Source organism: Streptomyces sp. MNU76 (assembly GCF_020982545.1).
Taxonomy (GTDB): Bacteria; Actinomycetota; Actinomycetes; order Streptomycetales; family Streptomycetaceae; genus Streptomyces.
The window spans coordinates 1283884-1306059 of sequence record NZ_JAJKLK010000003.1; the positions used below are offsets into that span (position 1 = coordinate 1283884).

Consider the following 22176-nt stretch of genomic DNA (forward strand, 5'->3'; position numbering starts at 1 on the left):
CTAGAGGACGAACCCGGCCGGGAACGGGTCGGTCGGGTCGAGCAGATACTGTGCCGTGCCGGTGATCCAGGCGCGGCCGGTGAAGCTTGGCAGTACGGCGGGCACACCCGCCACCTCGGTCTCGCCGAGCAGTCTGCCGGTGAAGTGGGTGCCGATGAAGGACTCGTTCACGAACTCGGTGTGCAGGGGGAGTTCACCACGCGCGTGGAGCTGTGCCATGCGCGCGCTGGTGCCCGTGCCGCAGGGGGAGCGGTCGAACCAGCCGGGGTGGATGGCCATCGCGTGCCGCGAGTGCCGGGCGGTGGCGCCCGGGGCGTACAGGTGGACGTGGTGGACGCCGTGGATCGACGGGTCCTCCGGGTGCACGGGCTCCCCTTCGGCGTTGATGGCCTCCATCAGGTCCAGGCCCGCCCGCAGGATGTCGTCCTTGCGGTCGCGGTCGAAGGGCAGGCCGAACTGCTCCAGCGGCAGGATCGCGTAGAAGTTGCCGCCGTACGCGAGGTCGTAGGTCACCGTCCCGCCGTCGGCGAGCGTGGCCTTGCGGTCGAGGCCGACGGAGAACGACGGCACGTTCCGCAGGGTGACCGCCTTCGCCGCGCCGTCCTCCACCGCCACCTCGGCCACGACGAGGCCCGCCGGGGTGTCGAGGCGGATGGTGGTGACCGGTTCGACGACCTCGACCATGCCGGTCTCCACCAGCACGGTCGCCACGCCGATCGTGCCGTGACCGCACATGGGCAGATAGCCGGAGACCTCGATGTAGACGACGCCCCAGTCGCAGTCCGGGCGGGCCGGCGGCTGGAGGATCGCGCCGCTCATCGCCGCGTGCCCACGCGGCTCGTTCATCAGCAACTGCTTGACGTCGTCGCGGTGTTCACGGAACCACAGACGGCGTTCGTTCATGGTCGCGCCGGGGATCGTGCCGATCCCGCCGGTGATCACCCGGGTGGGCATGCCCTCGGTGTGCGAGTCGACGGCGTGCAGGACGAGTTTGCTGCGCATGACCGGCCCTCCCTTTCTGCTGTGGTTACGCGAGTTCTGCTGTGGTTACGCGAGCCCCGCCGCGACGGCCTTCTCGGTGGCCGAGCGGATCACGGCCTCCTGCTCCGGCAGCAGTTCCACGCGCGGCGGACGGCAGCGTCCTCCGGGTCGGCCCACGATGTCCATCGACAGCTTGATCGCCTGCACGAACTCGACCTTGGAGTCCCAGCGCAGCAACGGGTGCAACTGCGCGTAGAGGTCCTTGGCGGTGGCGAGGTCACCGTCCACCGCCGCGTGGTACAGCTCCACCGTCGCGGCGGGCAGCGCGTTCGGGTAGCCGGCCACCCAGCCCTTGGCGCCGGCCAGCGCCAGCTCCAGCAGGACGTCGTCCGCGCCGATCAACAGATCGAGGTCCGGGGCGAGTTCGGCGAGCTGGTAGGCCCGGCGGACATCGCCGGAGAACTCCTTCACGGCCCTGATGTACCCCTCGCCGTGCAGCTTGGCGAGCAGTTCGGGGACGAGGTCGACCTTGGTGTCGATGGGGTTGTTGTACGCCACGACCGGGACGCCGGCCTTCGCGACCTCGGCGTAGTGCGCGAGCACGGACCGCTCGTCGGCGCGGTAGGCGTTCGGCGGCAGCAGCATCACCGCCGCGCAGCCCGCGTCCCGCGCCTGCTCGGCCCAGCGCCGGGACTCGGCGGACCCGTACGCGGCGACACCCGGCATCACCCGCGCGCCGCCGATCGCGGCGACGGCCGTCTCGACGACCTTGGCGCGCTCCTCGGGCGTCAGCACCTGGTACTCGCCGAGCGAGCCGTTCGGTACGACACCGTCACAGCCGTTCTCGACGAGCCAGGCGCAGTGCTCGGCGTACGCGTCGTGGTCGACGGAGAGATCGTCGCGGAGGGGGAGCGCGGTGGCGACGAGGACGCCGCGCCAGGGACGGTTCTCGGTGGTGGCCATGAGTGGGATGCCCTCTCCATGAGGTGTGACATATCACTGGTGTGCGGTGGTGCGGTGGTGCGGTGGTGCGGTGGTGCGGTGGTGCGGTGGTCGGGTCAGGTCAGGTCAGGTCCGGCGAGGGGCGTCGGGTGATGGGGCGCGCGTGCGCGTGTCGCGCGGGGCTCAGGGCGGGGCGCCGCCGTCGGGGTCCTCCTCGGAGTCGTCCTCGCTCTCGCCCGCCCGCGCCAGTACGCCCAACGGCACCGGCTGGGCGAACGGCCTTCGGGCGACGCCCGGTTCGCACCCGGCGATCCCCGCGACGGCGGGCCCGCACACCCGGCCCTGGCACCAGCCCATCCCGGCTCGGGTGAGCAGCTTCACCGTCCGGACGTCCCCGGCGCCCAGTTCCGCGACGGCCTCGCGGACGGCTCCGGCGTCGACCTCCTCGCACCGGCAGACGACCGTGTCGTCCGTGACCTGCTCGGTCCAGTGCGCAGGCGGGACGTACACGGAGTCGAGTACGGCGAAGAACTCCCGCAGTGCGGCACGGGACTTGGCGGCACCCGCCCACGCGGCCGGGGCCGGCACCCGCCCCCGGAGGCGGTCGGCGGCCGACCGTCCGGCGATGTGCCCCTCCGCGAGGGAGAGGACCGCGCCGCCGATCCCGGTGGTCTCGCCCGCCGCCCATACGCCCGGCACATCGGTGCGCTGCTCCTCGTCGACCCACACACGTGGGCCGGTGGACTCGAGCCGGCAGCCGAGCGCCTCGGCGAGGTCGGTGTGCGGGAGCAGGCCGTGCCCGACGGCGAGCGTGTCGCAGGGGACGCGCCGGCCGGTCCCGCGCCGGACCCGGCCCTCGGTGTCGAGCGCGGCGACGGTCACGGCCTCCAACCGGTCAGCGCCGTGCGCCTCGACGACGGTGTGCCGGACGAGGGTCCGTACCCGGCGGCGCAGCAACTCGACCGCGTACCCGGCCCCTTCGGCGAGTTTGTCAGCGCGGCCGGCCAGCGCCCCGGCCCGTCGTGCCAGGGCCTTGGGGTCGGCGGACTCCACCAGCGCGGCCACCGTGACCCCCGCCGCCGCGAGCCCGGTTGCCACCGGCAGCAGCAAAGGGCCGGTCCCGGCGACGACCGCCGTACGGCCCGACACCGCGAGCGTGCCCTTCAGCATGGCCTGCGCGCCCCCGGCGGTGACCACGCCCGGCAGGGTCCAGCCGGGGAAGGGCAGCACCTTCTCGTAGCTTCCGGTCGCGAGCAGGACGGCGTCCGCGCGCACCTCCACGGGCCGCTCCCGGTCGGGCCCGAGCAGCGCGTGCACGGTGAAGCGCCCAGAGCCCTCGGAGCGCCGCTCCACGCACCACACATGGTGGTCCGGGAGGTGGGTGACGCGTCCGGCGGCCACCTCCCGGGCGAGGCCGTCGCGCAGCCGCTGCCAGGTGCGCCACTGATGGTGCAGGGCCTGCGGGCGCCGGGCGCCGAGCGCGGCCGCGGGCTGCCGGTAGAACTGGCCGCCGGCTGCCCGGCCGGCGTCGACCACGGTGACCCGCACGCCTCGACCGGCCGCCGCCAGGGCCGCGGCGAGGCCCGCGGGGCCGGCGCCGACGATCGCCAGCCGGGGCGGCCCGGGTTCAGTGCTCATGGCCGGTGCCCTCCTGGGTGCGGATCGCATCGCCCGGCCGGACCGGAACCAGACAAGCCCGTTGATTGGGGCGCTCGTTGACGGTGACCAGGCAGTCGAAGCAGACACCGATGCCGCAGAAGATCCCGCGCGGTCGCCCCGCGCCCCTCGTGCTGCGCCAGGACGTCACGCCGACGGCCCAGAGCGTGGCCGCGACCGTCTGGCCCGGAAGTGCCTCCAGCTCACGCCCGTCGAGGGTGACGGTGAAGGCGGGCCCCGGTTCCGCCCGGGCCAGTTCCCGTGGGTTCACGCCACATCCCCCTCGTGCTCCGCGAACCGGTCCGGGCGGAACGGCGCGAGATCCAGCTCGGGCGTCGCGCCCCCGAGCACCTGGGCGATCAGCTGCCCGGTCCCGGTCGCGAGCCCGATCCCGGCACCCTCGTGCCCGCAGGCGTGGAACAGGCCCGGCACCCGCGGGTCCGGCCCGATCGCGGGCAGATGGTCCGGCATGTAGGGCCGGAAGCCGACGTACGTCCGCATCGCGCACACCTCCTCCAGGAACGGGAACAGCCGGGTGGCGCCCGCCGCCAGGGCCCGTACGACGGGGAGCGAGAACGACCGGTCGAAGCCGACCCGTTCGCGGCTCGCGCCGATCAGCACGGGTCCGGCGGCCGTGCCCTCCACCACGGGGGAGGTCTGGAGCGCCGCCGAGTCGCTGGCCACGTCGGCCACGTAGTCGGCGGCGTACACCTTGTGCCGCACCATCGGTGGCAGTGGTTCGGTGACGAGTACGAAGCCGCGCCGGGGGAGGACCGGAAGGCGCACACCGGCGAGCGCGGCCAGTTCGCCGCCCCAGGTGCCGGCGGCGTTCACCAGCGCTGGGGCGTGGACGTCTCCCCGGTCGGTCCGCACGCCCCGCACGGCACCGGACCGTGTGCGCAGCACCCCGGTCACGGTCCTGCCGGTGAACAGCCGGGCCCCGGAGGCCCGTACGAGGTGGGCGGCGGCCAGGGTGGGCATGACCTGGGCGTCCTGGGGGTAGTGGATGCCGCCCGCGAGGCCGGGCGCCAAGTGGGGTTCCAGGTCGGTCAGTTGTCCGTCGGTGACGGTGAACGCCGCCACCCCGGCCGCGCGTTGCCCGGCGGCGAACCGCTCCAGCGCGGCCAGGCCCTCCGGCGCGGACGCCACGACGACCCCACCCTTGGCCTCGTACTCGAACGCCTTTCCCAGACCCGGCTCGGCGGCCAGCTCGGCCCACAGGCGGTTTGACAGTAGGGCGAGTTCGAGCTCGGGACCGGGTTCCTTGTCGGAGACCAGGATGTTGCCCTCGCCGGCACCCGTCGTGCCGCCGGCCACCGGGCCGCGGTCCACCACGACGACGTCCAGACCCGCACGGGCCGCGTACAGGGCGCAGGCCGCGCCCACCATTCCCGCGCCCACCACCACGACGTCGCAGGTCAGTCGCTCGGTCACGCCAGTACTATGTCACATGGCGCTACGGCGCGGTATACCCCGGCAACGGGTCCCGGGCCCCCTGCCCCGGCGGGCGGCGAGGGCCACACGAGTCACGGGGCAACTCTTCGGCGCCGCGCCGAGCCGCGAACGGCGGGTTGATGCCCTTCGCGATCGCCGCCGCGTCCTTCTCCGCCGTGAGCGGTCTGATCGTTCCGCCGACGGCCCGGGTCTGCTCCGGCTTCCCCCGGCTCTTCGCCGGGGGCGACGGCGCGGATGGCGTGCAGCGTGCCGAAGTAGTCGACCTCGATCATCTGCGGGAGACCTCGTCCGGCAGGTCGAGGAAGTGGCCCGGGCGGGCGAGCCCCGCCGGTCCGGTCGGCGACGTCCGCGGCCCGCGCGGCGACCGTGCCCGGCGCACCATGGTGACGATGACGTGAGCCGAACTGACCTCCATGGGCGGTGTTCCGCAGTGTCATGGCGGGGAGCGTAGGGGCCGGAGCGGCGATCAGAGCCCGAGCCCCTGCACCATCTCGTCGACGACCACCCGGCAGCGGGGCAGGGGCCGCCGGTCCGCTCGCGCCGGTGCCACGTCGTCACCGGAGGCCCGGTTGGCCTGGTCGGCCTGGTCCGTTCGGTCGGCGCGGCCCGTCGGATCCGTCGGCGCCACGACCGGGATCTCCCGCAGCCACTGCCGTACGACCCCCACGGGCAGGCCGTGGCGGTGCGCGGCCTCCCGCGCCGTGATCCTGCCGGAGAGGATGTCCGCGAGGGTACGGATCCGTTCGGTCGGGGAGATGTCCGAGGCTTTCGCGGAAGCGTTCAAGAGCCGGTCCTTTCCGTGGACGTTCACCGATGGTCGCGGTAGAGCCGTCGGTGTTTCGTACGCGCCGTCGGCGCTCGACCATGGTGCGCGGTGCTCCGGACGTGGTGCGCGGTGCTCGGAACAGGGGTCGTGTGCAGCTTCCGGTCGTGCGGGGGAGCGGTCCTTGCCGTCGCGTGGCCCGCTACCGTCCGGAAAGTGAAGACCCTCGTTCACCCCCACCCCCACCCCACCGTCCGCCCCAGACCCGTGTCACCCTTTCGGCCGAGTACGGGCTGGACCCACGGCACTCCTCCCGCGCGCAAGTCCGCCACGACCGGGACTCGCGGGAACTCGAACGCCCCACCCCGCATGCCGCGCGCCCTCGGTCCCCCGACACTGACCCCATGCCAGGACAGCCCAGCCGCATCGAGGAATACGCCCTGATCGGCGATCTCCTCAGCGCCGCCCTCGTCGGCAAGGACGGCAGCATCGACTGGCTCTGCCTCCCCCGCTTCGACTCGCCCGCCTGCTTCGCCGCCCTGCTCGGCGACGAGGACAACGGACGCTGGCGCATCGCCCCCGCCGACGAGAACGGCCCCTACGCCCGCCGCCGCTACCGGGACGACACGGCGATCCTGGAGACGGAGTGGGAGACCACCGCCGGCCAGGTCCTGGTCACCGACTTCATGCCGTGCCGCAAGACCGGCGCCCCCAGCGTCGTACGCATCGTGGAAGGGCTCTCCGGCACCGTCGACATGCGGATGGACCTGCGGCTCCGCTTCGACTACGGCCGGGTCCTGCCCTGGATGCGCCGCCGGGGCGGCGCGCTGACGGGCACCGCCGGACCCGAGTCGGTGTGGCTGCGCACCCCCGTGCGGCCGGTCGGCCACGGCACGGCCCACACCGCCGTGTTCCCGGTCGCGGCGGGCGAACGGATCCCCTTCGTGCTGACCTGGCATCCCTCCCACCTGTCCGCACCACACCCGGTGGACCCCTTCGAGGCACTGCGCAGCACCGAGTCGTACTGGCGCCGCTGGCTGCGCAGACTCACCTACGACGGGCCCTACCGTGACGCCGTCGCCCGCTCCCTGATCACGCTCAAGGCCCTGACGTACCAGCCGACCGGCGGCATCGTCGCCGCGCCGACCACATCCCTGCCGGAGGAGATCGGCGGCGTACGGAACTGGGACTACCGGTTCTGCTGGCTGCGGGACGCGGGCATGACGCTGGAGGCCCTGCTGCGCAGCGGTTTCAAGGCCGAGGCGGACGCCTGGCGCGCCTGGCTGGAGCGGGCGGTGGCGGGGCGGCCCGAGGACGTGCAGATCATGTACGGCATCGCGGGGGAGCGGCGGCTCACCGAGTGGGAGGCCGACTGGCTGCCGGGCTACGAGGGGTCGCGCCCGGTGCGGATCGGCAACGCCGCCGCCGGGCAGCGGCAGCTCGACGTGCCCGGTGAGGTGATGGACGCGATCCATCTGTCGATCGGCTGCGGGCTGCGCCCGCGCAAGCATCTGGTGTCGCTCCAGGCGGTGTTCCTGGAGCACCTGGAGCGGGCCTGGACCGAGCCCGACCAGGGGCTGTGGGAGATGCGCGGCGCCCCCCGCCATTACACGCACTCCAAGGTGATGTGCTGGGTCGCCTTCGACCGGGCGGTCCGGCTGGCGGAGGCGCACGGCCGTCCCGGTCCGGTGGGGAGGTGGCGCGAGGTCCGTGACCGCATCCACCGTGAGGTCTGCGAGCGGGCCTACGACCCGGAGCGGAACACCTTCACCCAGTCGTACGGCTCCCGGGAACTCGACGCCGCGCTGCTGCAGATCCCTCAGACCGGCTTCCTGCCGCCGGACGACCCGCGGGTGATCGGCACCGTCGAGGCCGTGCAGCGCGAACTCCTCTCGGACGGGCTGGTGGCCCGTTACTCGGCGGGTGCCGCCGACTCGCCGGACGGCCTCGTCGGTGGCGAGGGCGCCTTCCTCGCCTGCTCCTTCTGGCTCGCGGACGCCCTGCTGGTGATCGGCCGGGAGGACGAGGCCCGCGCGCTGTACGAACGGCTGCTGGAACTGCGCAACGACGTCGGACTGCTCGCCGAGGAGTACGACCCCCGTGCCCGCCGCCAACTGGGCAACTTCCCGCAGGCGTTCACCCACGTCCCGCTGATCCGGGTCGCCTACGAGCTCGACCTGCACGCCCCGCACGCCCGCCGCGAGGACCCGAGGAAACCCCAGGACGTCCACCCCTCGGACGAGGCGACCAATTCCCGGACAGCCTCCTGACGCGGGGCGTGGGCGGCTCGCCACTCCAGGGGCGGTCCCTTCTGCCGGCGTCCCGCCTGCACATCCATCTGCTGCGCGTCTGCAGGCACCTCCCGGGAGCGGGTCGTCCCACCGTCGGCCGGGTCTGGGCACCGTCCGCGACCTCGCCGCATACTGACATTCCGTCAGTTTTCAGCGGAACCCACCTCTGGGAGGAACGGCGATGACCACACGGATGCCACGGATGCTCCTGCGCTCGGGCCATGTCGTCACCATGGACCCGGCCATCGGTGACCTGCCGCGGGGTGACATCCTCATCGAGGACGGCACGATCACGGCGGTCGAGCCGCACATCGACGCGGACGTGGACGCCGAGGTGCTCGACATGACCGGCCGCATCGTCATCCCCGGCTTCGTCGACACCCACCGCCACACCTGGGAGGCGCCGATCCGCGGCTGCGCCCCCGACGCCACCCTCGACGACTACTTCGTCGACGTCCTCGACACCTTCGCGCCCGTCTACACCCCCGAGGACGTGTACGCGGGCAACCTGGCGGGCACCCTGGAGTGCCTCAACGCGGGCATCACCACCCTCGTCGACTGGTCCCACATCAACAACACGCCCGAGCACCCGGACGCCGCGATCCAGGCGCTGTCGGAGACCGGCATCCGGGCCCAGTACGCGTACGGCAGCGCCAACACCTCCCTCGCCGACTACTGGTTCGACAGCAAGATCGCGGTACCCGGCGACGACGTACGCCGCGTCCGCGCCGAGCACTTCGCCTCCGACGGCGGCCTCCTCACCATGGCCCTGGCCACCCGGGGCCCCGGCTTCTGCACCGACGACGTGGTCCAGCGGGAGTGGGGACTCGCCCGCGAGCTGGGCATCCCGATCACCGTGCACGTCGCCATGGGCCGCCTGGCCGGACGCTTCGGCATGGTCAGGCGGCTGCACCAGATGGGCCTGCTCGGGCCCGACACGACCTACGTCCACTGTTGCCACCTCGGTGAGGACGAGTGGCGGATGGTGGCCGACAGCGGGGGGACGGTCTCCATCGCCGCCCAGGTGGAGACCCAGATGGGGCACGGCTGGCCGCCGGTCATGCAGGCGATCGAACACGGGCTGCGGCCGTCCTTGAGCATCGACGTCGTCACCACCGTGCCCGGCGACATGTTCACCCAGATCCGCGCCGCCTTCGCTGCCGAACGGGCCCGGGTCAACGCCGACTGCTGGCACGCCAACCTGCCGGTCCCGAACACCATGTTGACGGCACGTCAGATGCTGGAGATCGCCACGGTCAACGGCGCCCATGTGGCCGGTCTGGAGGACCGTACCGGCTCCCTCACCCCCGGCAAGCGCGCCGATGTCGTCGCCCTCGACGCCACCGCCCTCAACATGGTGCCCGTGCACGACGCCACCGCCGCCGTGACGCTCAGCGCGGACGTCTCCAACGTCGACACGGTCATCGTCGACGGCGTGATCCACAAGCGGGACGGCAGGCTGCTCGCCGACGTCGGCCGGGCCCGTCGCCTGGTCGAGGAGTCACGCGACCGGCTGCTCGCGGCCGTGGCGGCCAAGAAGAGCGCCACCTGACGGAACAGCCACGCGACACCATGTGACACCAGGCGACACGCGACGCGCCGGGCCGCCGGAGCCCCCGACCGCTGCGAGGCGGTCGGGGGCTCCGGCGGCCCGTGGTCCTCGACGGGACAGTGGTGCGCCGACGTCGTATGTCGGATGTCGGGCGTAGCGCGTCGTGCCCGATGTCAGTCCTCGCGGTCGGTTCTCACGGTCAGTCCTCGCGCGGCCAGTTCTCGGCCTCGAACATCCAGCGCTGCTTCTCCAACTCGTAGGTGAGCGAGATCAGCAGATCCTGGGTGACCTTGTCGGCCTCCTCGGTCGCGTCGATCCGCTTCCGCAGCCGCCCGATCGCTTCCTCCAGCGCACCCACCAGCAGCCGTACGACCTCGGTGTCCCGCAGCCAGCCCTCCTTCGGCCCCTGCAGATCGAACCGTGCCGCGACGGTCTCCGGTCGGCCGTCCGGGGAGATCCCGAGCGCGGCGGCGCGTTCGGCGATCTGATCGGCGTAGGACCGTGTCGTGGACACCACCTCGTCGAGCTGCAGGTGGATCGAACGGAACCTCGGCCCCACGATGTTCCAATGGGCCTGCTTGCCGATCAGCGAGAGCCCCAGCAGATCCACCAGGCTCTCCTGCAGCGCGTCGCCCGCGATCCGGCGGGCGGGCTCGGGCAGCGTGCTCCTCACCATCGTCATCTACGCGTCACTCCTCATCGCTTCGTACCGGCGAGAGCCTCGTGCCGGGCGGCGTCGGCGCTCCCGGTTCTGCGGAGCAGGTCGGCGCGTTCCTCCTCGCCCATGCCGCCCCACACGCCGGCCGTCTGCCCGCTGCCGAGCGCCCACATGAGGCACTCGCGCCGCACCGGGCAGCGGCCACAGACACGTTTGGCGGCGGCGACGTCGTCGAGCGCCGGTCCTGTGGTGCCCACGGGGAAGAACAGGTCGGGGTCCTCTCCCACGCAGGCCGCTCTCCGCAACCACTCCATGCGGGGCCGGGTGCCCAGCGCGGAGGACGGAAAACGCGGGTTCAGCGACCCAGCGCGCCGTCCACGAACTCCGTGACGTCCGCGAGCACTTCGCTCCGGTTCATCTCGTTGAACACCTCGTGCCGGGCGCCCGGGTAGACGCGCTCGGTCCACTCGGTCCCGCGCAGCTCCTCGATCCCCGTACGGCTGCCGGGCAGCGGCACGATCCGGTCGTCGTCGCCGTGCAGCCACAGCAGCGGGAGCGGACCGATGGGCCCGCCCTTCGAGATCGCCTCCAACGTGCGGTCGATCGCCTCCAGCGTCGGCCGCTTGAACGGGCCGTGCCACACCAGCGGATCGTTCGCGTACGCGGCGCCGACCGCCATGTCCCGCGACAGCAGCTTCGGGTCGAGCGGCACCTCGGGGACCCGGGGCGGCGCGAGCAGCGCCCGCAACGGCTCCCAGATCCCGATCAGCGGCCCGGACAGGACGAGCGCCGCGAGCCCGGCACCGTAGCGCTGGGCGTACCGCGCGCCGATCAGACCGCCCATGGAGTGGCCGATCAGCACCACCGGCAGTCCCGGGTACCCGGCCCGCGCCAGCACCTCCACGGCGTGCACATCGGAGACCACGTCCTCGAAGTCCTCGATCAGCACCCGCTCGCCCGCCGACCTACCGTGCCCCAGATGATCGGGACCGAACACCGCCGCGCCGTGCCGCACCAGGGCGTCGGCGACATGCTCGTACCGGCCGATGTGCTCCCCGTACCCGTGCACCAGGAGCACGACGTACCGCGCGCTCTCGCACGGCCATTCCCGCGCGGTGACACCGCCCCGCGTACCGGCGAAGCTGTGCTCGCGCGAGTCGGCCATGACTCCTCCAACTACGTCGGTGAAGGTACCCGGGGGATCTTGCCAGCCCGTCGGACGATGGTCCATGGGCCGTCCGGGGCCAAAGCGCCGACCCGGACGGCAGGGCCGACTGGCGAGACGGTTCTGCCGCCCGCCGATAGGTGCGCATAGCATCGGTCCCCGCATGAACACGATGACTCTCTGGCACCTGTCCACGGCCGAGTTCGCGGCCCTCGCCTTCGCGGCCCTGCTCGTCGGCTTCTCGAAGACCGCGGTGAGCGGTGCCAACACGGTCAGCCTCGCGATCTTCGCCGCCGTGCTGCCCGCGCGCGCCTCGACGGGCGTCCTCCTGCCGATCCTGATCGTCGGTGACGTCCTCGCGGTGCTCACCTACCGCAGGCACGCCCACTGGCCCACCCTCTGGAAGCTCTTCCCGGCGGTCGGCGCCGGCGTGCTCCTCGGCACGCTGTTCCTGGCCCGGGCCGACGACCAGGTCGTCCGCACATCCATCGGCGCGATCCTGCTGCTGATGACGGCCGTCACCATCTGGCGCCGCCGTACGGTCGACAAGGACGACGAACCCGACGCGATCACCACCCGCGCGGGCCGCGTCAAGGCCCGTTCGTACGGCGTACTCGGGGGTTTCACCACCATGGTCGCCAACGCCGGCGGTCCCGTGATGTCGATGTACCTGCTCTCGGCCGGCTTCCGGAAGCTCGGTTTCCTCGGCACGTCGGCGTTCTTCTTCCTCATCGTCAACGTCTCCAAGGTCCCGTTCAGCGTGGGTCTCGGACTCATCGACGCGCACTCGCTGCTGCTGGACGCCGCGCTGGTCCTGTTCGTCGTCCCCGGCGCGTTCCTCGGCAAGTGGGCGGTGAACCGCATCAACCAGAAGCTGTTCGAGCAGCTGGTGATCGCGGCGACGATCGTGGGCGGCCTGCAACTACTGCTCCGCTGAGCCCTTCGTCCCGTACGGCGCCGAGTCCGGGGCCCCGCTGTCAGCCCCGCAACCGCGGCGCCCACGCCTCCGCGTCGACCGCGGCCCCCTCCCGCTCCACGACGTCGGCCAGCCGCCGGGCCCAGGCCCCCACCCCGTCCAGATCGACGCCGTACGGCTGCGACCGTCCGCTCCCGGCGCCCCATTCCTCCACGGCACCGGCGCCGCGCCGCAGCAGCCGTGCACCGCCCTTGACGTTCCCGCGCGCCGAGTGCGTGAGCCCCACCGCGAGCTGGGCGAGGCCACGCCACAGCGCCCGCTCCTCGTCGGGGCCGGACTTCCAGGCGTCCTCGAACACCTCGTGCGCATGGAACGGCTTCCCCGCGTCCAGCAGCGCCTGCGCCTCGGCGACCGTCCGCTCGGGGTCCCGCACCACCCCTCGGGTTGCCGCTCCACCCCCGGCGCCCCGTACGGCAACGGGCGCCCCAGCCGTCCTGGGGCCGCGCGCTCCGCGCCCGCCCCTCCTCGTCCCGGTCCCGCTCCGGCGCCGTCCCGTCCTCCGCTGTCCCGCTCATGCCCCGATTGTCCCTCGCCGCTCACCGGCCACCGGGCAGTGGCCGACGTACGGTAAAGTTCTCAGTGCGCGATCACGCGGTTCTCCGCGGACAGCGCACCGGGACGTGGCGCAGCTTGGTAGCGCACTTGACTGGGGGTCAAGGGGTCGCAGGTTCAAATCCTGTCGTCCCGACTGGAGACAGTCGCAGGTCAGGGCCGGTTTCGGAGGCATCCGAAACCGGCCCTTGATCATTCTTGGGGACCACTTGGGGACCGGCGCCCTTGACCGGGTTCAGCGAGTCATGACGATCGGGCCCGGCAGGGAGCGCGGTGCGCGGAGCACACTGAGGTGGGCGGAGAGCGCCGCCCCGGCGGCCGTGATTTTGTGTACGTCCGGGTGCAGGTAGCGCTGGGTGGTGGTCAGTGACCCGTGGCCGGCGATCCTGCGGAGGACGTGCACTTGGACTCCGGCGTCGGCGAACCAGGTCAGTCCGGTGTGCCGGAGGTCGTGGCGGCGCAGGTGCTCGTAGCCGAGTTTGGTGACCACGTCGTCCCAGTGTGTGGCGTCGCGCAGGACGGCGGTGGAGATGCGTCCGCCGCGCGGGCCGGTGAACAGGCGGGCGTCGGGATCGGGGCCGGCGGACAGGATGCGCTGGGCGACGAGGGGGCGGATCTCCTCGACGATGGGAACCTTGCGGGCCCGCTTGCCCTTGGTGCCCTTGTCGGTCAGCCCGCCGGGCGCGGGTGTGGTCTGACGCCGCACGGTCCAGATCCACTGGCTGGTGTCGATGTCACCGACGCGGCATCCCGAGACCTCGCCGATCCGGGCGGCGGTGCAGGCGGCGAAGAGGACGACGTCTCCCCAGCCGCGGTAGTGGTCGTGGGAGGCGGCCACGAGTGCGTCGGCCAGTGCGAGGAGGGTCTCCCAGTCGGGCAGGGCCAGCGCGCGTGGGTCGAGGAGTTCGTCCTCGGCCTGCTTGTAGAGTTTCTGCCAGCCGGTCACCCGGGCGGGGTTGACCTTGATGATGCCGTCACGGACGGCCTGCTCCATGACGCGGACCAGGACGGCGATGGTGTTCTTCACGGTCGAGCGGCTGTGCTCGTCGGCGATCCAGTTCTGCACGGTGCGGTCGACGACGCCATTGGTGATCATCCGTACCGCGAGGTGACCCAGGGCGGGGACCACACGCATCCGCCACCCCGCGAGGTAGGGGTCCAGCGTTTTCAACTCCAGGCCGCGCAGGGCGAGGTCCATGTTCGCTTCGCCGTATTCGGCGAGTTTCATGGTGGCCAGCGTTGGGCTCAGGCCGGCCTGTGCGGCCTCGATGATGCCCTGGAGCCATTCCTGCGCTTCGTCTTCGCTGTCCTTTCCCTCGGACAGTGACTGGCGGCGCTTGCTGGTCGGATCGGTCCACCGGACGCGTGCCCGATACGGAGTGGGGCGGTCAGGACGGTACTCGATATCGGTGGAGAGCCGGACACCGACAGGAACACTGGTCTTATCGGCCATTGAGCCCCTTGGCAGGGACGGTACGTCGGCGGCGCAGCCATTCCTCGACGTCGAGGGCGCTATACATGACGACGCGTTCCGAGACCGTGACGAAAGGCGGCCCCTGAGGAGGCTGAGCGGTGCGCCAACGGCGGAGAGTTGAGGCGTCCACTCTCAGACAAGCGGCGAGGTCACTGGTCGAATACCAGACGTTGGTCAGCAGAGGCGCTTGGTTATCAGGTGAGACGACATGATGGGGAGGAGCTGCAGGGTACGCTGCGGCCTCCTTCTCGTGATGCGGTTCGGCGTGGGCAATGGCTGTTATCGGCTCATTGGGCAAGTGCGGCTATTCTCCGGGGAGTACGGAACACTAGACGGATCTGTGGAAGAGTCCAGAGACGGACGACACAGTTCGCGACCGGAGAACGCGCGCGGCGAATTTCGAGCCGGTAGTCGCGACGCGCCTTCACTGTCGCTTAGGTCCGTGGTTGTGCTCGGGAGCGGACGTTGGCGGAATAATCGTCTCTGGAAACGCCGGTTTGGCTAACCGGCGTTTCCGAGTTATAGTGCCGACCGCGTCGGATGGCGGCAGCACTGAGCTGCGTAGATGATCTTTCGGCTGCTTCACCGCCATGTTCGTTGACGCAGCCGGAAGTTCTGGGAATTTCTCACGGGACTCCCTTTCTTGTCGTCGGCCGCCCTTTCGGTCCTGCGCAGGGTGAGTGGGGTGCGGGCGGCGGCTCGTGCATCGGCGGTCCGCCTTTACTGAACGGCGGCACACGCTTCTGCTGCGGCTCGTGACTGGTGAGGGGCCTGGAGTCGGGGTGCCGCGAGAATTACGCTCGGCCCGCCCCTGCTAGACCGCCGCCTGCTGACAGTCATCTGGAGCGGTGGGGATGCGTACACGGAGTCGCTGAGGCCGGCTTCGTTCTTGTACGCGGCTTGGTCGTCATCCCGACGATCGTTGTTTACGGGTGGCGTTCAGTTAGTGTCAGCTGGGACTCTGGCGTCCACGAAGAATGGAGCACAGTGCGAAGTGACCGCTCGAAAACGCAATCCGACGCCATACAGCGAGCGGCCCATCGCGCGAGCTCGGCGGGCGAAGGCAGTGGATTTGGTCGAGCGTCTGGTTGTCGAGGGGCGTGTCTGTTTCACCGACCTCGATGACGACGAGGTTGCGGAGTTGCGGCGTGCGGTGGATTTCGCCAAGCGGCACGGCCTGGAACCGCGGGGCAAACGCATCGAGAAGGCCCGGATCGGTGCACGCGGGCTGGAGATGTTTCTTGCTGAAGGTCCGCATCCCAACGTGCGGAGTCGGCGGCCGGAGGCTGATGCGTCGGTGGTGCCGGTGAGCACGCGGCTGAGTTCTCTTCATCCGGCTGTGGCTGCGCTCAAGGACGATGACGAACAGTTCGTCGTTCCCGCTGTGCTTCGCCGCCGGTCGCTCTTGCTGCTGCAGGCGCTGGCTGCCGAGGCGGTGCGGCGAGGATACGAGGTCAAGCAGAGCCGGTCGTGCTATTCGCGGCACGAGGGCGGAGTGGACGTGGTGGTCGGCGGTTTCGCGTGCGCGGTCAGTGTCAGGCAGGAGTTCCCGCAGTCGACGAATGCAGAGCGCTCCGCGCGTATTGTCGTCGAGCTTGACCATGGCCGGTCCGGTCGGCCAGGGCGTTGGCGAGACCGGAAGAGCAGGGCGCTTGAGGATGCCCTGGGGGTGATCCTTGGGGAGGTCGAAGCGCGAGCGACACAGGACGCTCAGCGCAGGGAGCACGAGCAGTGGGTCAGGGCGGAGCGCGAGGTCCGTTGGCGGGCGGCCATGGAGGAGGCGAGGAAGCGAGCTGTTCAGGACCAACTGGCCGAGAAGCTGCGCGAGGAAGCCGGACGCTGGCAGGAGGCCGCCGTGCTCGGTGCGTACTGCGATGCTCTGGAACGTCGTCTTGTCCAACATGGTGATGTGGACGAGTCCACTCTGGGATCGGCCAGACGCTGGTTGGAGTGGGCACGTGAATTTGTGCGGGCGATCGACCCCTTGAACCAGCTTCCGGTGATGCCGACTCCAAGGGAGCCCACGTCGGACGAACTCAAGGCACACCTGAAGGGTTGGAGTCCCTGTGGACCGGAACCGGGCGGACGTTGACGCGCACTGTGGGCGGTTCGCAGAGTCGTCCATGTGTTTCCGATGACTCATCATGTGGAGTGTGTCGCGAGCCTCGAACCGGCCACGAGGGGGCCTGACCTGCGGTTTTGTCCGTGCGCATTATGTGCGGTGTGGGCGTTACGGGCGATATCTTGACGCTGAAATGACGCTCGTGACGCTCATTTGACGCTCGTTCTGATGGGTCGTCAGGCGTTTTGTGTCGCTGGTCAGGCGGTCTGCTGGCTACGCGGGTGTGGCAGGTTAGCGGGAATTTCGTGGTGCCAAGCGCTCTTGCTCAGCTACATGTGTGGAGCGCCCAGCAGCCCGGATCTTGGTCCGCCGGATAGAAGCCAGGCCCGTGGCGCGTAGAACTGCGAATTTGGCGAGGTGGTCCGGGCTCATCACCGCAAGCACTTCTGTGATTACGCGGGCCTTGGATGACGCAGCCGGGGAGGTTCGCTCGCCGATGATGACGAGGGCGTCGAGTCGTTCGCCGTCGAGGCCGAGAGCGTGGTCGACGCAGCCGTAGTCAGCCGGATGGCGGGTAGCGGTGAACAGCAGTCGGTCCAGGCGGATCCGCCCCGCCTCATGGTCCATCTCCTACTTGGTGCCGGATCCCTATGGAATCTCCAGGGTCACGAGATTGGACGGTGCTCGAGCAGCACGGCGATCGATGTCGACCGGCAAGCGGGGGGTCTCTTGCGCGGCCCCTCCTGCTGTCCGGCCCGATGGGTGAATCGCGTTTTAGCTGAATGGGCAGTCGGGACAGCCGTCAGCTCTCACACGCGGGATAGGCTGGAGTTGTGGCCTTGGTCAACGACGCAGGAGCGCATTGATGGGCGTCTCGCCGTACTCGACGGGCGGCGGGGGCACGGTACTGGAACACCGCTACGCCGCGGTCCTTCTCTCTTCCTTGCTGACGCGCGGTTCGCTGGACGAGCTCGGGGACCCGGTGCTCGTACCGGTGGAGATCAAGCTGCAGGCGAGCCAGTTCAGCAAAGTCGACGACATCCTGATCACCGCCAGGCCGTCGCCTGACGGCGAGGACTTCTCCGTCTGTATCGGCGTCCGCAGAGATCCTGAGATCGTGCCATCGAGCGAGGCAACCGTGGCATTGATCGGCAGCTTCCTGTTGGAGATTTCCGAACATTGGCAAGAGGTACAGCAAGGCCGCTATCGGTTGGTGCTCGCGGTCGCCGAGCGCAACGTCCACGGTCATGAGGTGGCCAGCCTGGCCCAGATCGCGGCCGGAAGAGGGCCGGATCAGTTTCGGACCGAGGCTGCCCGCTCGGGTCCCACGAACGAGAAGGTACGAGCCCGCCTTCGCCAGCTTGACGAGGTGGTGTCCGCAGCTGCCGCGGCACGTGGCATTGACACCACCATCGTGTCCGCCAAAGAGCTGACCTGGCGTCTGCTGTCCGCCCTGAGGGTTCAGCACATCCGCTTGGAGGGCGGTGACGAGCGTGATCGCACTCAGGCGGTCGACCGGCTGCGCGATGTAGCTGCTGAGGACTCCACGAGGGCGGCGGAAGGAGTTATGAGCCGGATTGAGCACCTTGTGGGTGACTGGGCTCCGACCGCTGCTCAGGTCACCGAAACTATGTTGCGTCGGCACCTGGCCGCTCGACTCAAGCCGCGCTTCCTCTCGCTCGGCGGTAATCAGCAGCTGGCGGAAGTCGATCCTGACGCCTTGCTGCGGGGACCGATTGCGCATCTCGGGCTGGCCGAAAACTTCAAGGAGGCTCAGGCCCTGGAGGAATGTGATCCCGCGGCCGCTGCTGTCCGCTACGCGCGCGTTGCGGATGCGCTTGAGTCTTCGGCCTGGGTTCCGTTCGCGTTGGCTGTACGTCAGCAGCAGGCCAAGGCTCACCACAAAGCCGGGGAGCACACCGCCGGCGTGGCTGCTGGCGTGGCCGTGTTGGCCGCGGCTTTGCCTTCAGGTGAGGTGTGGCGTGCGGTGTCGGTTAGTCAACGGCTGGCCACCGATCAGATCGAGGCGCCTGACGAACTGATCCGCGCGGCGAACGCCCTCGGCGATCTCGCGGCCTACGAGCACTTTCACCAGGTCACTCTTGATGAAGTGTGCGCCACGATTGACGCTCTCCGTGCCAGTGACCCGCATTGTGTGCTGGCTGCTACCTGGTTTGCGGAGCACGCCACTGCAACCGGCCGAATGGACCTGTTGCGGTCGCGAGAGGAGGCTTTGTCCAGCCTTGCTGCCACTGCGACTCAGAGTGAACCGCCCCGGTTCGAATGGAGACTCGATTCCGTGTAAGGATCAGAGTCATGGCACGTCCCTCCTCCTATCCCCCTGAGCTGCGCAAGCGCGCGGTGCGCATGGTCGCCGAGGTCCGCGGTGACTACCCGACCGAGTCCGCCGCGATCAACGCGGTGATGGCGAAGCTCGGCATCGGCTCGCGCGAGACGTTGCGCAAGTGGGTCCGCCAGGACCAGATCGATTCCGGGACCCTGCCGGGGACGACGAGCGAGGAGTCCGCGCAGATCAAGGCGATGAAGAAGGAGATCGCCGAACTCAAGCGCGCGAACGAGATCTTGAAGGCCGCGGCGAGTTTCTTCGCGGCCGAGCTCGACCGGCCACTTCCTCGCTCGTAACGTTCATCGACGAGCACCGGGACCGCTTCGGCGGCGTCGAGCCGATCTGCCGCGTACTGACCCAGCACAGCTGCAAGATCGCCCCCTCCACCTACTACGCCTGCAAGAAACGCCTCGAAAGCCCCTCTCCGCGAGCGGTGCGAGACGAGGAACTCAAGGAGCTGATCCAGGAGGTCTACCAGTCCAACTACCGGGTCTACGGCGCCAGGAAGGTCTGGCGACAGCTCAACCGCCAGGGCCACGAGGTGGCCCGCTGCACGATCGAGCGCCTCATGCGCGAGCTCGGCATCGCCGGCGCCGTCCGCGGCAAGAAGGTCATCACCACCATGCCGGATCCGGCCGCCGCCCGGGCCCCGGACCTGCTCGACCGCGAGTTCGTCGCCCCGGCTCCGAACCGCACCTGGGTCGCCGACTTCACACACGTCGCGGCCTGGGCGGGCGTCGTCTATGTCGCGTTCGTCGTGGACACCTTCTCGCGTCGCATTGTCGGCTGGTCCGCGTCGTTGTCGAAGGAGACCCAACTCGTCCTGGACGCCCTGGACATGGGGCTGTGGCAGCGCGACCGCGACGGCCGTCCGCCGGCCCCTGGCGAGTTGGTCCACCACTCCGACGCCGGGTCGCAATACACCTCATTTCGCCTCGCCGAACACCTCGACGCGGCCCGCATCGCGGCCTCAATCGGCTCGGTCGGCGACGCGTACGACAACGCGCTCATGGAGTCGACGATCGGTCTGTTCAAGACCGAGGTCATCAAACCGCAGCGGCCGTGGAAGACGCTCTCGCACGTCGAGCTCGCCACCGCCGAGTGGGTCGACTGGTACAACCACCGCCGGCTCCACGGTGAGATAGGGCACATTCCGCCCGTCGAATACGAAGCCAACTACTACCGAGCAACCACGAAAACCCAGCTCACAGCCACCAACTGAGATCTCCACCGAACCCGGGGCGGTTCAGAGAGATGCGCTGTTGCAGGCGCGGCTGCGGGCATGTCTGGCTGATCTGGACCTCACTGGAACCGCGTGGACCACCCTTGCCCAATCCGCCCGAGCCGACTTCCCTCGGCCGATCACCGCGCTACTGCTGGCCCGCCATGGCCGTTTCTTGGCCACTCACGGGCAGGCGCAGAAAGCCCTCGGCCGGTACGACGACGCCATTGAGCGCGCTGTTCAGTGCAGCAATCATCAGGATGCTGCGGCGTGGATCGAGGCGCACAACCTTGTCCGCATCCGCTACGGCCTGCAGGGTGACAAGATCGGTCAGGCGTATCCCACCGCGACTGTCCTACGGGCTGCTGGCTCTGGCAGTGTTCTGCCGCAGCCATTCTCCGCCCGTGAGCGGGCCTTGGGACGGGTGGCGAACCAGGCCCGTCCAGCTGAGACCCTGCAGGCCCTCACCCAGTACCTCCGGCAGGCGACGGTCTCGGCTGCGTGGCTTGAGGAGCACGAGGCCCACGAAATTCTCGGTCGAGTTCATCTCGACAACGGGGAGCTTGCTGCTGCCGTCAGCCATTTCATTTCCGCTGGCGCCGACAAGGCTCTCGAGTCGCTCAGCGGTCGCCTACCCGAGGAACCGTTCTCCCTCCAGGTTCCTGAGGATCTGCCCGACCAACCGCGATGGAGACGACACGGCACGTTCCTCGCCGTGCAAGCCGCCGCTGACCTACTCTTGGCCGGCGATGCTCGCACCTGGGCCGACGCGGCTTTGACGGAGATTGGGGACGAACACCCCGTTCCTTTTGGCACCCGCGATCCGCGCCAGGCCGCCTTCGGTGCCTTCGCTCGGTTGGCTGACGCGTCGAGCGCCGCGCAGGCCCAGCGCTTCCTCGAGGCCACCTTCCGAATGCTTGACAGTCGCACACGCCGCAACCGCACCACCGATGAGGCGTGCACCGAAGCACTCGTCCGGATTGCTCAGCGGCACTCGGGCCGCCTCCAGGTAGAGGCCGTCGACCGGATCTGTCATGGCCTGCTGATTGATGCCTTCATGGCCAACACGGTGCTGGGGCAAGGGGAAGCGGTGCTCCGTCTCCAGCCGTCAGTGGTCACCGAGCGCTGCAGCATGGCGGCAAGCGGCAACGCCGACGCCGCGCAAGCCTTGATCTTGGCAAGAGCGCCGGCTGACGCAGGTCGGCCGTTGGCACGGGCGTTCCTCGACCGAGCCCTCGGCCGAAGCGGCAGCACCGATCCAGATCTCACCGCCACGCCGGCACAAGCAGCACTTCTGATCGGCCACCTTCTACAGTCGGCCGAGTGGCAGTCCTTTGCGAAAGCCATGACCGCCCGCGTTCGTAGCCACGATCACACAGCCCATGAACGTCAAGACGCTCTTGATGCTCTCGCGGTCCTCGCCCCGCACCTGAGCCCCGAACAGCGTGCCCGCCCATTCGAAGCAGCTTTGGAGGCAGCCCGGGGCCGACTCGACGGCAGTGCCCAAGACGATCTGGCCAGTACGAGTTCCTATGACCGCTTCCAGCTGAACATGGGACTGACCACTCTTCGTTATCACGGCGTGGCCACGGCAGCCCACCTAGCCAGCACCGATGCCGACGCCCAACGGATCATTGAACTCGCGCTTCCACTTCTCGCCCAGGCGGAAGGCTCAGCCGAACGCCTCACGGTGGAAGCGCTGGCCAAGCTGTCCCCCAAGCAGCATGTGTTGCCGCCCGCCGTGTTGGCCGGACACTCTGCAGAACGAGTTCGCGCCCTGGCAGCCCGCCTGTGGTGTACCACGGAACGGCCATCGCCAGCAGACCTTGGCGCTCGCCTGGCCGTCGATCCAAGTCCGCGCGTCCGCTATGTACTTGCTGATGACCTCCCCCACGGGGAGAGCCATGCCGCCGTGCGCGAGACGCTGCGCGGGGACTGCCGTCGGTCGGTTCGCACTGCCGCCGCGGCGCTGGATTGTCGGTCCTCGCCGGGCGGGTTGATCGAGTGATGGCATGTAGTCAGACCGCGGATACCTGTGCCAGTCCGGGAGTTACTTCTTCGAGCATCGCGACCCTGCCCG

The 22176-nt window shown here is 69.8% G+C and carries 20 protein-coding genes, 1 tRNA gene and 1 pseudogene; 9 read left to right on the forward strand and 13 right to left on the reverse strand.

All coding sequences use genetic code 11. From position 1 onward, the window contains the following. The 5 genes from E4N62_RS12065 to E4N62_RS12085 all read right to left on the reverse strand — a co-directional run bounded on the left by E4N62_RS12065 (nucleotide 1) and on the right by E4N62_RS12085 (nucleotide 5013). Entirely contained in the window at nucleotides 1–1002 is a 1002-nt protein-coding gene (locus E4N62_RS12065; protein WP_230213865.1) for a proline racemase family protein, read from the reverse strand. Nucleotides 1003–1047: 45 nt separating this feature from the next. Further along, nucleotides 1048–1944 carry a dihydrodipicolinate synthase family protein gene (locus E4N62_RS12070; RefSeq protein ID WP_230213866.1) on the reverse strand — a complete coding sequence of 299 codons (897 nt, stop codon included), beginning with the start codon at nucleotides 1942–1944 and terminating at the stop codon, nucleotides 1048–1050. Between the two features lie 162 nt (nucleotides 1945–2106). Beyond that, nucleotides 2107–3561, reverse strand: a complete 1455-nt coding sequence (locus E4N62_RS12075) for an NAD(P)/FAD-dependent oxidoreductase (RefSeq protein WP_230213867.1) — start codon at nucleotides 3559–3561, stop codon at nucleotides 2107–2109. Further along, nucleotides 3551–3850: a (2Fe-2S)-binding protein gene (locus E4N62_RS12080; RefSeq protein ID WP_230213868.1), complete on the reverse strand. Its 300-nt coding sequence runs from the start codon at nucleotides 3848–3850 to the stop codon at nucleotides 3551–3553. Before E4N62_RS12080 ends, E4N62_RS12075 begins: the two co-directional genes overlap by 11 nt. Next, complete coding sequence (locus E4N62_RS12085; RefSeq protein WP_230213869.1) at nucleotides 3847–5013, reverse strand: FAD-binding oxidoreductase; 1167 nt, start codon at nucleotides 5011–5013, stop codon at nucleotides 3847–3849. The genes E4N62_RS12080 and E4N62_RS12085 overlap by 4 nt, the downstream gene beginning before the upstream one ends. 140 nt (nucleotides 5014–5153) lie before the next feature. On the opposite strand from E4N62_RS12085, the gene E4N62_RS12090 reads away from it, so the two are divergent. Further along, nucleotides 5154–5432: a hypothetical protein gene (locus E4N62_RS12090; protein WP_230213870.1), complete on the forward strand. Its 279-nt coding sequence runs from the start codon at nucleotides 5154–5156 to the stop codon at nucleotides 5430–5432. Between the two features lie 68 nt (nucleotides 5433–5500). Here E4N62_RS12090 and E4N62_RS12095 read toward each other — a convergent pair whose 3' ends face one another. Then, nucleotides 5501–5818 (reverse strand): hypothetical protein, encoded by a 318-nt coding sequence (locus E4N62_RS12095; RefSeq protein WP_230213871.1) that lies wholly within the window; start codon nucleotides 5816–5818, stop codon nucleotides 5501–5503. A 383-nt stretch (nucleotides 5819–6201) separates the two neighbouring features. Here E4N62_RS12095 and E4N62_RS12100 point away from each other — a divergent pair, with 383 nt between their 5' ends. After that, nucleotides 6202–8067 carry a glycoside hydrolase family 15 protein gene (locus tag E4N62_RS12100; protein ID WP_230213872.1) on the forward strand — a complete coding sequence of 622 codons (1866 nt, stop codon included), beginning with the start codon at nucleotides 6202–6204 and terminating at the stop codon, nucleotides 8065–8067. Between the two features lie 202 nt (nucleotides 8068–8269). Beyond that, nucleotides 8270–9640 (forward strand): amidohydrolase family protein, encoded by a 1371-nt coding sequence (locus tag E4N62_RS12105; protein WP_230213873.1) that lies wholly within the window; start codon nucleotides 8270–8272, stop codon nucleotides 9638–9640. A 199-nt stretch (nucleotides 9641–9839) separates the two neighbouring features. Here E4N62_RS12105 and E4N62_RS12110 read toward each other — a convergent pair whose 3' ends face one another. The 3 genes from E4N62_RS12110 to E4N62_RS12120 are packed head-to-tail and all read right to left on the reverse strand — an operon-like array spanning nucleotide 9840 to nucleotide 11463. Beyond that, nucleotides 9840–10322, reverse strand: a complete 483-nt coding sequence (locus tag E4N62_RS12110; protein ID WP_230213874.1) for a Dps family protein — start codon at nucleotides 10320–10322, stop codon at nucleotides 9840–9842. Between the two features lie 14 nt (nucleotides 10323–10336). Continuing rightward, nucleotides 10337–10612, reverse strand: a complete 276-nt coding sequence (locus E4N62_RS12115) for a WhiB family transcriptional regulator (RefSeq protein ID WP_230213875.1) — start codon at nucleotides 10610–10612, stop codon at nucleotides 10337–10339. A gap of 41 nt (nucleotides 10613–10653) precedes the next feature. Continuing rightward, the gene (locus tag E4N62_RS12120; protein ID WP_230213876.1) at nucleotides 10654–11463 is read right to left on the reverse strand and encodes an alpha/beta hydrolase; all 810 of its coding nucleotides are present in this window, start codon (nucleotides 11461–11463) and stop codon (nucleotides 10654–10656) included. A gap of 163 nt (nucleotides 11464–11626) precedes the next feature. Between E4N62_RS12120 and E4N62_RS12125 the strand changes: the two genes are divergently transcribed. Further along, the gene (locus tag E4N62_RS12125) at nucleotides 11627–12400 is read left to right on the forward strand and encodes a sulfite exporter TauE/SafE family protein (RefSeq protein ID WP_230213877.1); all 774 of its coding nucleotides are present in this window, start codon (nucleotides 11627–11629) and stop codon (nucleotides 12398–12400) included. Between the two features lie 40 nt (nucleotides 12401–12440). Here E4N62_RS12125 and E4N62_RS12130 read toward each other — a convergent pair. Continuing rightward, nucleotides 12441–12954 (reverse strand): annotated as a pseudogene (locus E4N62_RS12130) (DUF309 domain-containing protein). Nucleotides 12955–13053: 99 nt separating this feature from the next. On the opposite strand from E4N62_RS12130, the gene E4N62_RS12135 reads away from it, so the two are divergent. Next, a tRNA-Pro gene (locus tag E4N62_RS12135) sits at nucleotides 13054–13127 on the forward strand. A gap of 99 nt (nucleotides 13128–13226) precedes the next feature. Here the strand turns inward: E4N62_RS12135 and E4N62_RS12140 are convergent. Together E4N62_RS12140 and E4N62_RS49345 are read right to left on the reverse strand one after the other, a co-directional pair. Then, nucleotides 13227–14444, reverse strand: coding sequence for a site-specific integrase (locus E4N62_RS12140; protein WP_230213878.1), 1218 nt, complete (start codon nucleotides 14442–14444; stop codon nucleotides 13227–13229). After that, entirely contained in the window at nucleotides 14434–14763 is a 330-nt protein-coding gene (locus tag E4N62_RS49345; RefSeq protein ID WP_268269162.1) for a helix-turn-helix domain-containing protein, read from the reverse strand. The genes E4N62_RS12140 and E4N62_RS49345 overlap by 11 nt, the downstream gene beginning before the upstream one ends. 696 nt (nucleotides 14764–15459) lie before the next feature. Between E4N62_RS49345 and E4N62_RS12150 the strand changes: the two genes are divergently transcribed. Beyond that, nucleotides 15460–16557 (forward strand): hypothetical protein, encoded by a 1098-nt coding sequence (locus E4N62_RS12150; protein WP_230213879.1) that lies wholly within the window; start codon nucleotides 15460–15462, stop codon nucleotides 16555–16557. Nucleotides 16558–16818: 261 nt separating this feature from the next. Here E4N62_RS12150 and E4N62_RS49350 read toward each other — a convergent pair whose 3' ends face one another. Further along, nucleotides 16819–17154, reverse strand: a complete 336-nt coding sequence (locus E4N62_RS49350) for an inorganic diphosphatase (RefSeq protein ID WP_374116971.1) — start codon at nucleotides 17152–17154, stop codon at nucleotides 16819–16821. Nucleotides 17155–17392: 238 nt separating this feature from the next. Here E4N62_RS49350 and E4N62_RS12160 point away from each other — a divergent pair, with 238 nt between their 5' ends. The 3 genes from E4N62_RS12160 to E4N62_RS12170 all read left to right on the forward strand — a co-directional run bounded on the left by E4N62_RS12160 (nucleotide 17393) and on the right by E4N62_RS12170 (nucleotide 22104). Further along, nucleotides 17393–18832: a hypothetical protein gene (locus tag E4N62_RS12160; protein ID WP_230213880.1), complete on the forward strand. Its 1440-nt coding sequence runs from the start codon at nucleotides 17393–17395 to the stop codon at nucleotides 18830–18832. Nucleotides 18833–18843: 11 nt separating this feature from the next. Then, a protein-coding gene (locus tag E4N62_RS12165) for an IS3 family transposase (protein ID WP_230213881.1) occupies nucleotides 18844–20096 on the forward strand; the annotation gives its coding sequence in 2 pieces (ribosomal slippage) (nucleotides 18844–19126 and nucleotides 19126–20096; 1254 coding nt in all). 40 nt (nucleotides 20097–20136) lie between these two features. Further along, nucleotides 20137–22104 carry a hypothetical protein gene (locus tag E4N62_RS12170; RefSeq protein WP_230213882.1) on the forward strand — a complete coding sequence of 656 codons (1968 nt, stop codon included), beginning with the start codon at nucleotides 20137–20139 and terminating at the stop codon, nucleotides 22102–22104. Nucleotides 22105–22176: the final 72 nt, after the last annotated feature.

What these genes read in the sequence shown, in the direction of transcription:
- E4N62_RS12065 (WP_230213865.1), bottom strand. Translation starts at nt 1,002, where the DNA reads ATGCGCAGCAAACTCGTCCTGCACGCCGTCGACTCGCACACCGAGGGC.
- E4N62_RS12070 (WP_230213866.1), bottom strand. Translation starts at nt 1,944, where the DNA reads ATGGCCACCACCGAGAACCGTCCCTGGCGCGGCGTCCTCGTCGCCACC.
- E4N62_RS12075 (WP_230213867.1), bottom strand. Translation starts at nt 3,561, where the DNA reads ATGAGCACTGAACCCGGGCCGCCCCGGCTGGCGATCGTCGGCGCCGGC.
- E4N62_RS12090 (WP_230213870.1), top strand. Translation starts at nt 5,154, where the DNA reads ATGCCCTTCGCGATCGCCGCCGCGTCCTTCTCCGCCGTGAGCGGTCTG.
- E4N62_RS12100 (WP_230213872.1), top strand. Translation starts at nt 6,202, where the DNA reads ATGCCAGGACAGCCCAGCCGCATCGAGGAATACGCCCTGATCGGCGAT.
- E4N62_RS12105 (WP_230213873.1), top strand. Translation starts at nt 8,270, where the DNA reads ATGACCACACGGATGCCACGGATGCTCCTGCGCTCGGGCCATGTCGTC.
- E4N62_RS12110 (WP_230213874.1), bottom strand. Translation starts at nt 10,322, where the DNA reads ATGACGATGGTGAGGAGCACGCTGCCCGAGCCCGCCCGCCGGATCGCG.
- E4N62_RS12115 (WP_230213875.1), bottom strand. Translation starts at nt 10,612, where the DNA reads ATGGAGTGGTTGCGGAGAGCGGCCTGCGTGGGAGAGGACCCCGACCTG.
- E4N62_RS12120 (WP_230213876.1), bottom strand. Translation starts at nt 11,463, where the DNA reads ATGGCCGACTCGCGCGAGCACAGCTTCGCCGGTACGCGGGGCGGTGTC.
- E4N62_RS12125 (WP_230213877.1), top strand. Translation starts at nt 11,627, where the DNA reads ATGAACACGATGACTCTCTGGCACCTGTCCACGGCCGAGTTCGCGGCC.
- E4N62_RS12140 (WP_230213878.1), bottom strand. Translation starts at nt 14,444, where the DNA reads ATGGCCGATAAGACCAGTGTTCCTGTCGGTGTCCGGCTCTCCACCGAT.
- E4N62_RS49350 (WP_374116971.1), bottom strand. Translation starts at nt 17,154, where the DNA reads ATGGACCATGAGGCGGGGCGGATCCGCCTGGACCGACTGCTGTTCACC.
- E4N62_RS12160 (WP_230213880.1), top strand. Translation starts at nt 17,393, where the DNA reads ATGGGCGTCTCGCCGTACTCGACGGGCGGCGGGGGCACGGTACTGGAA.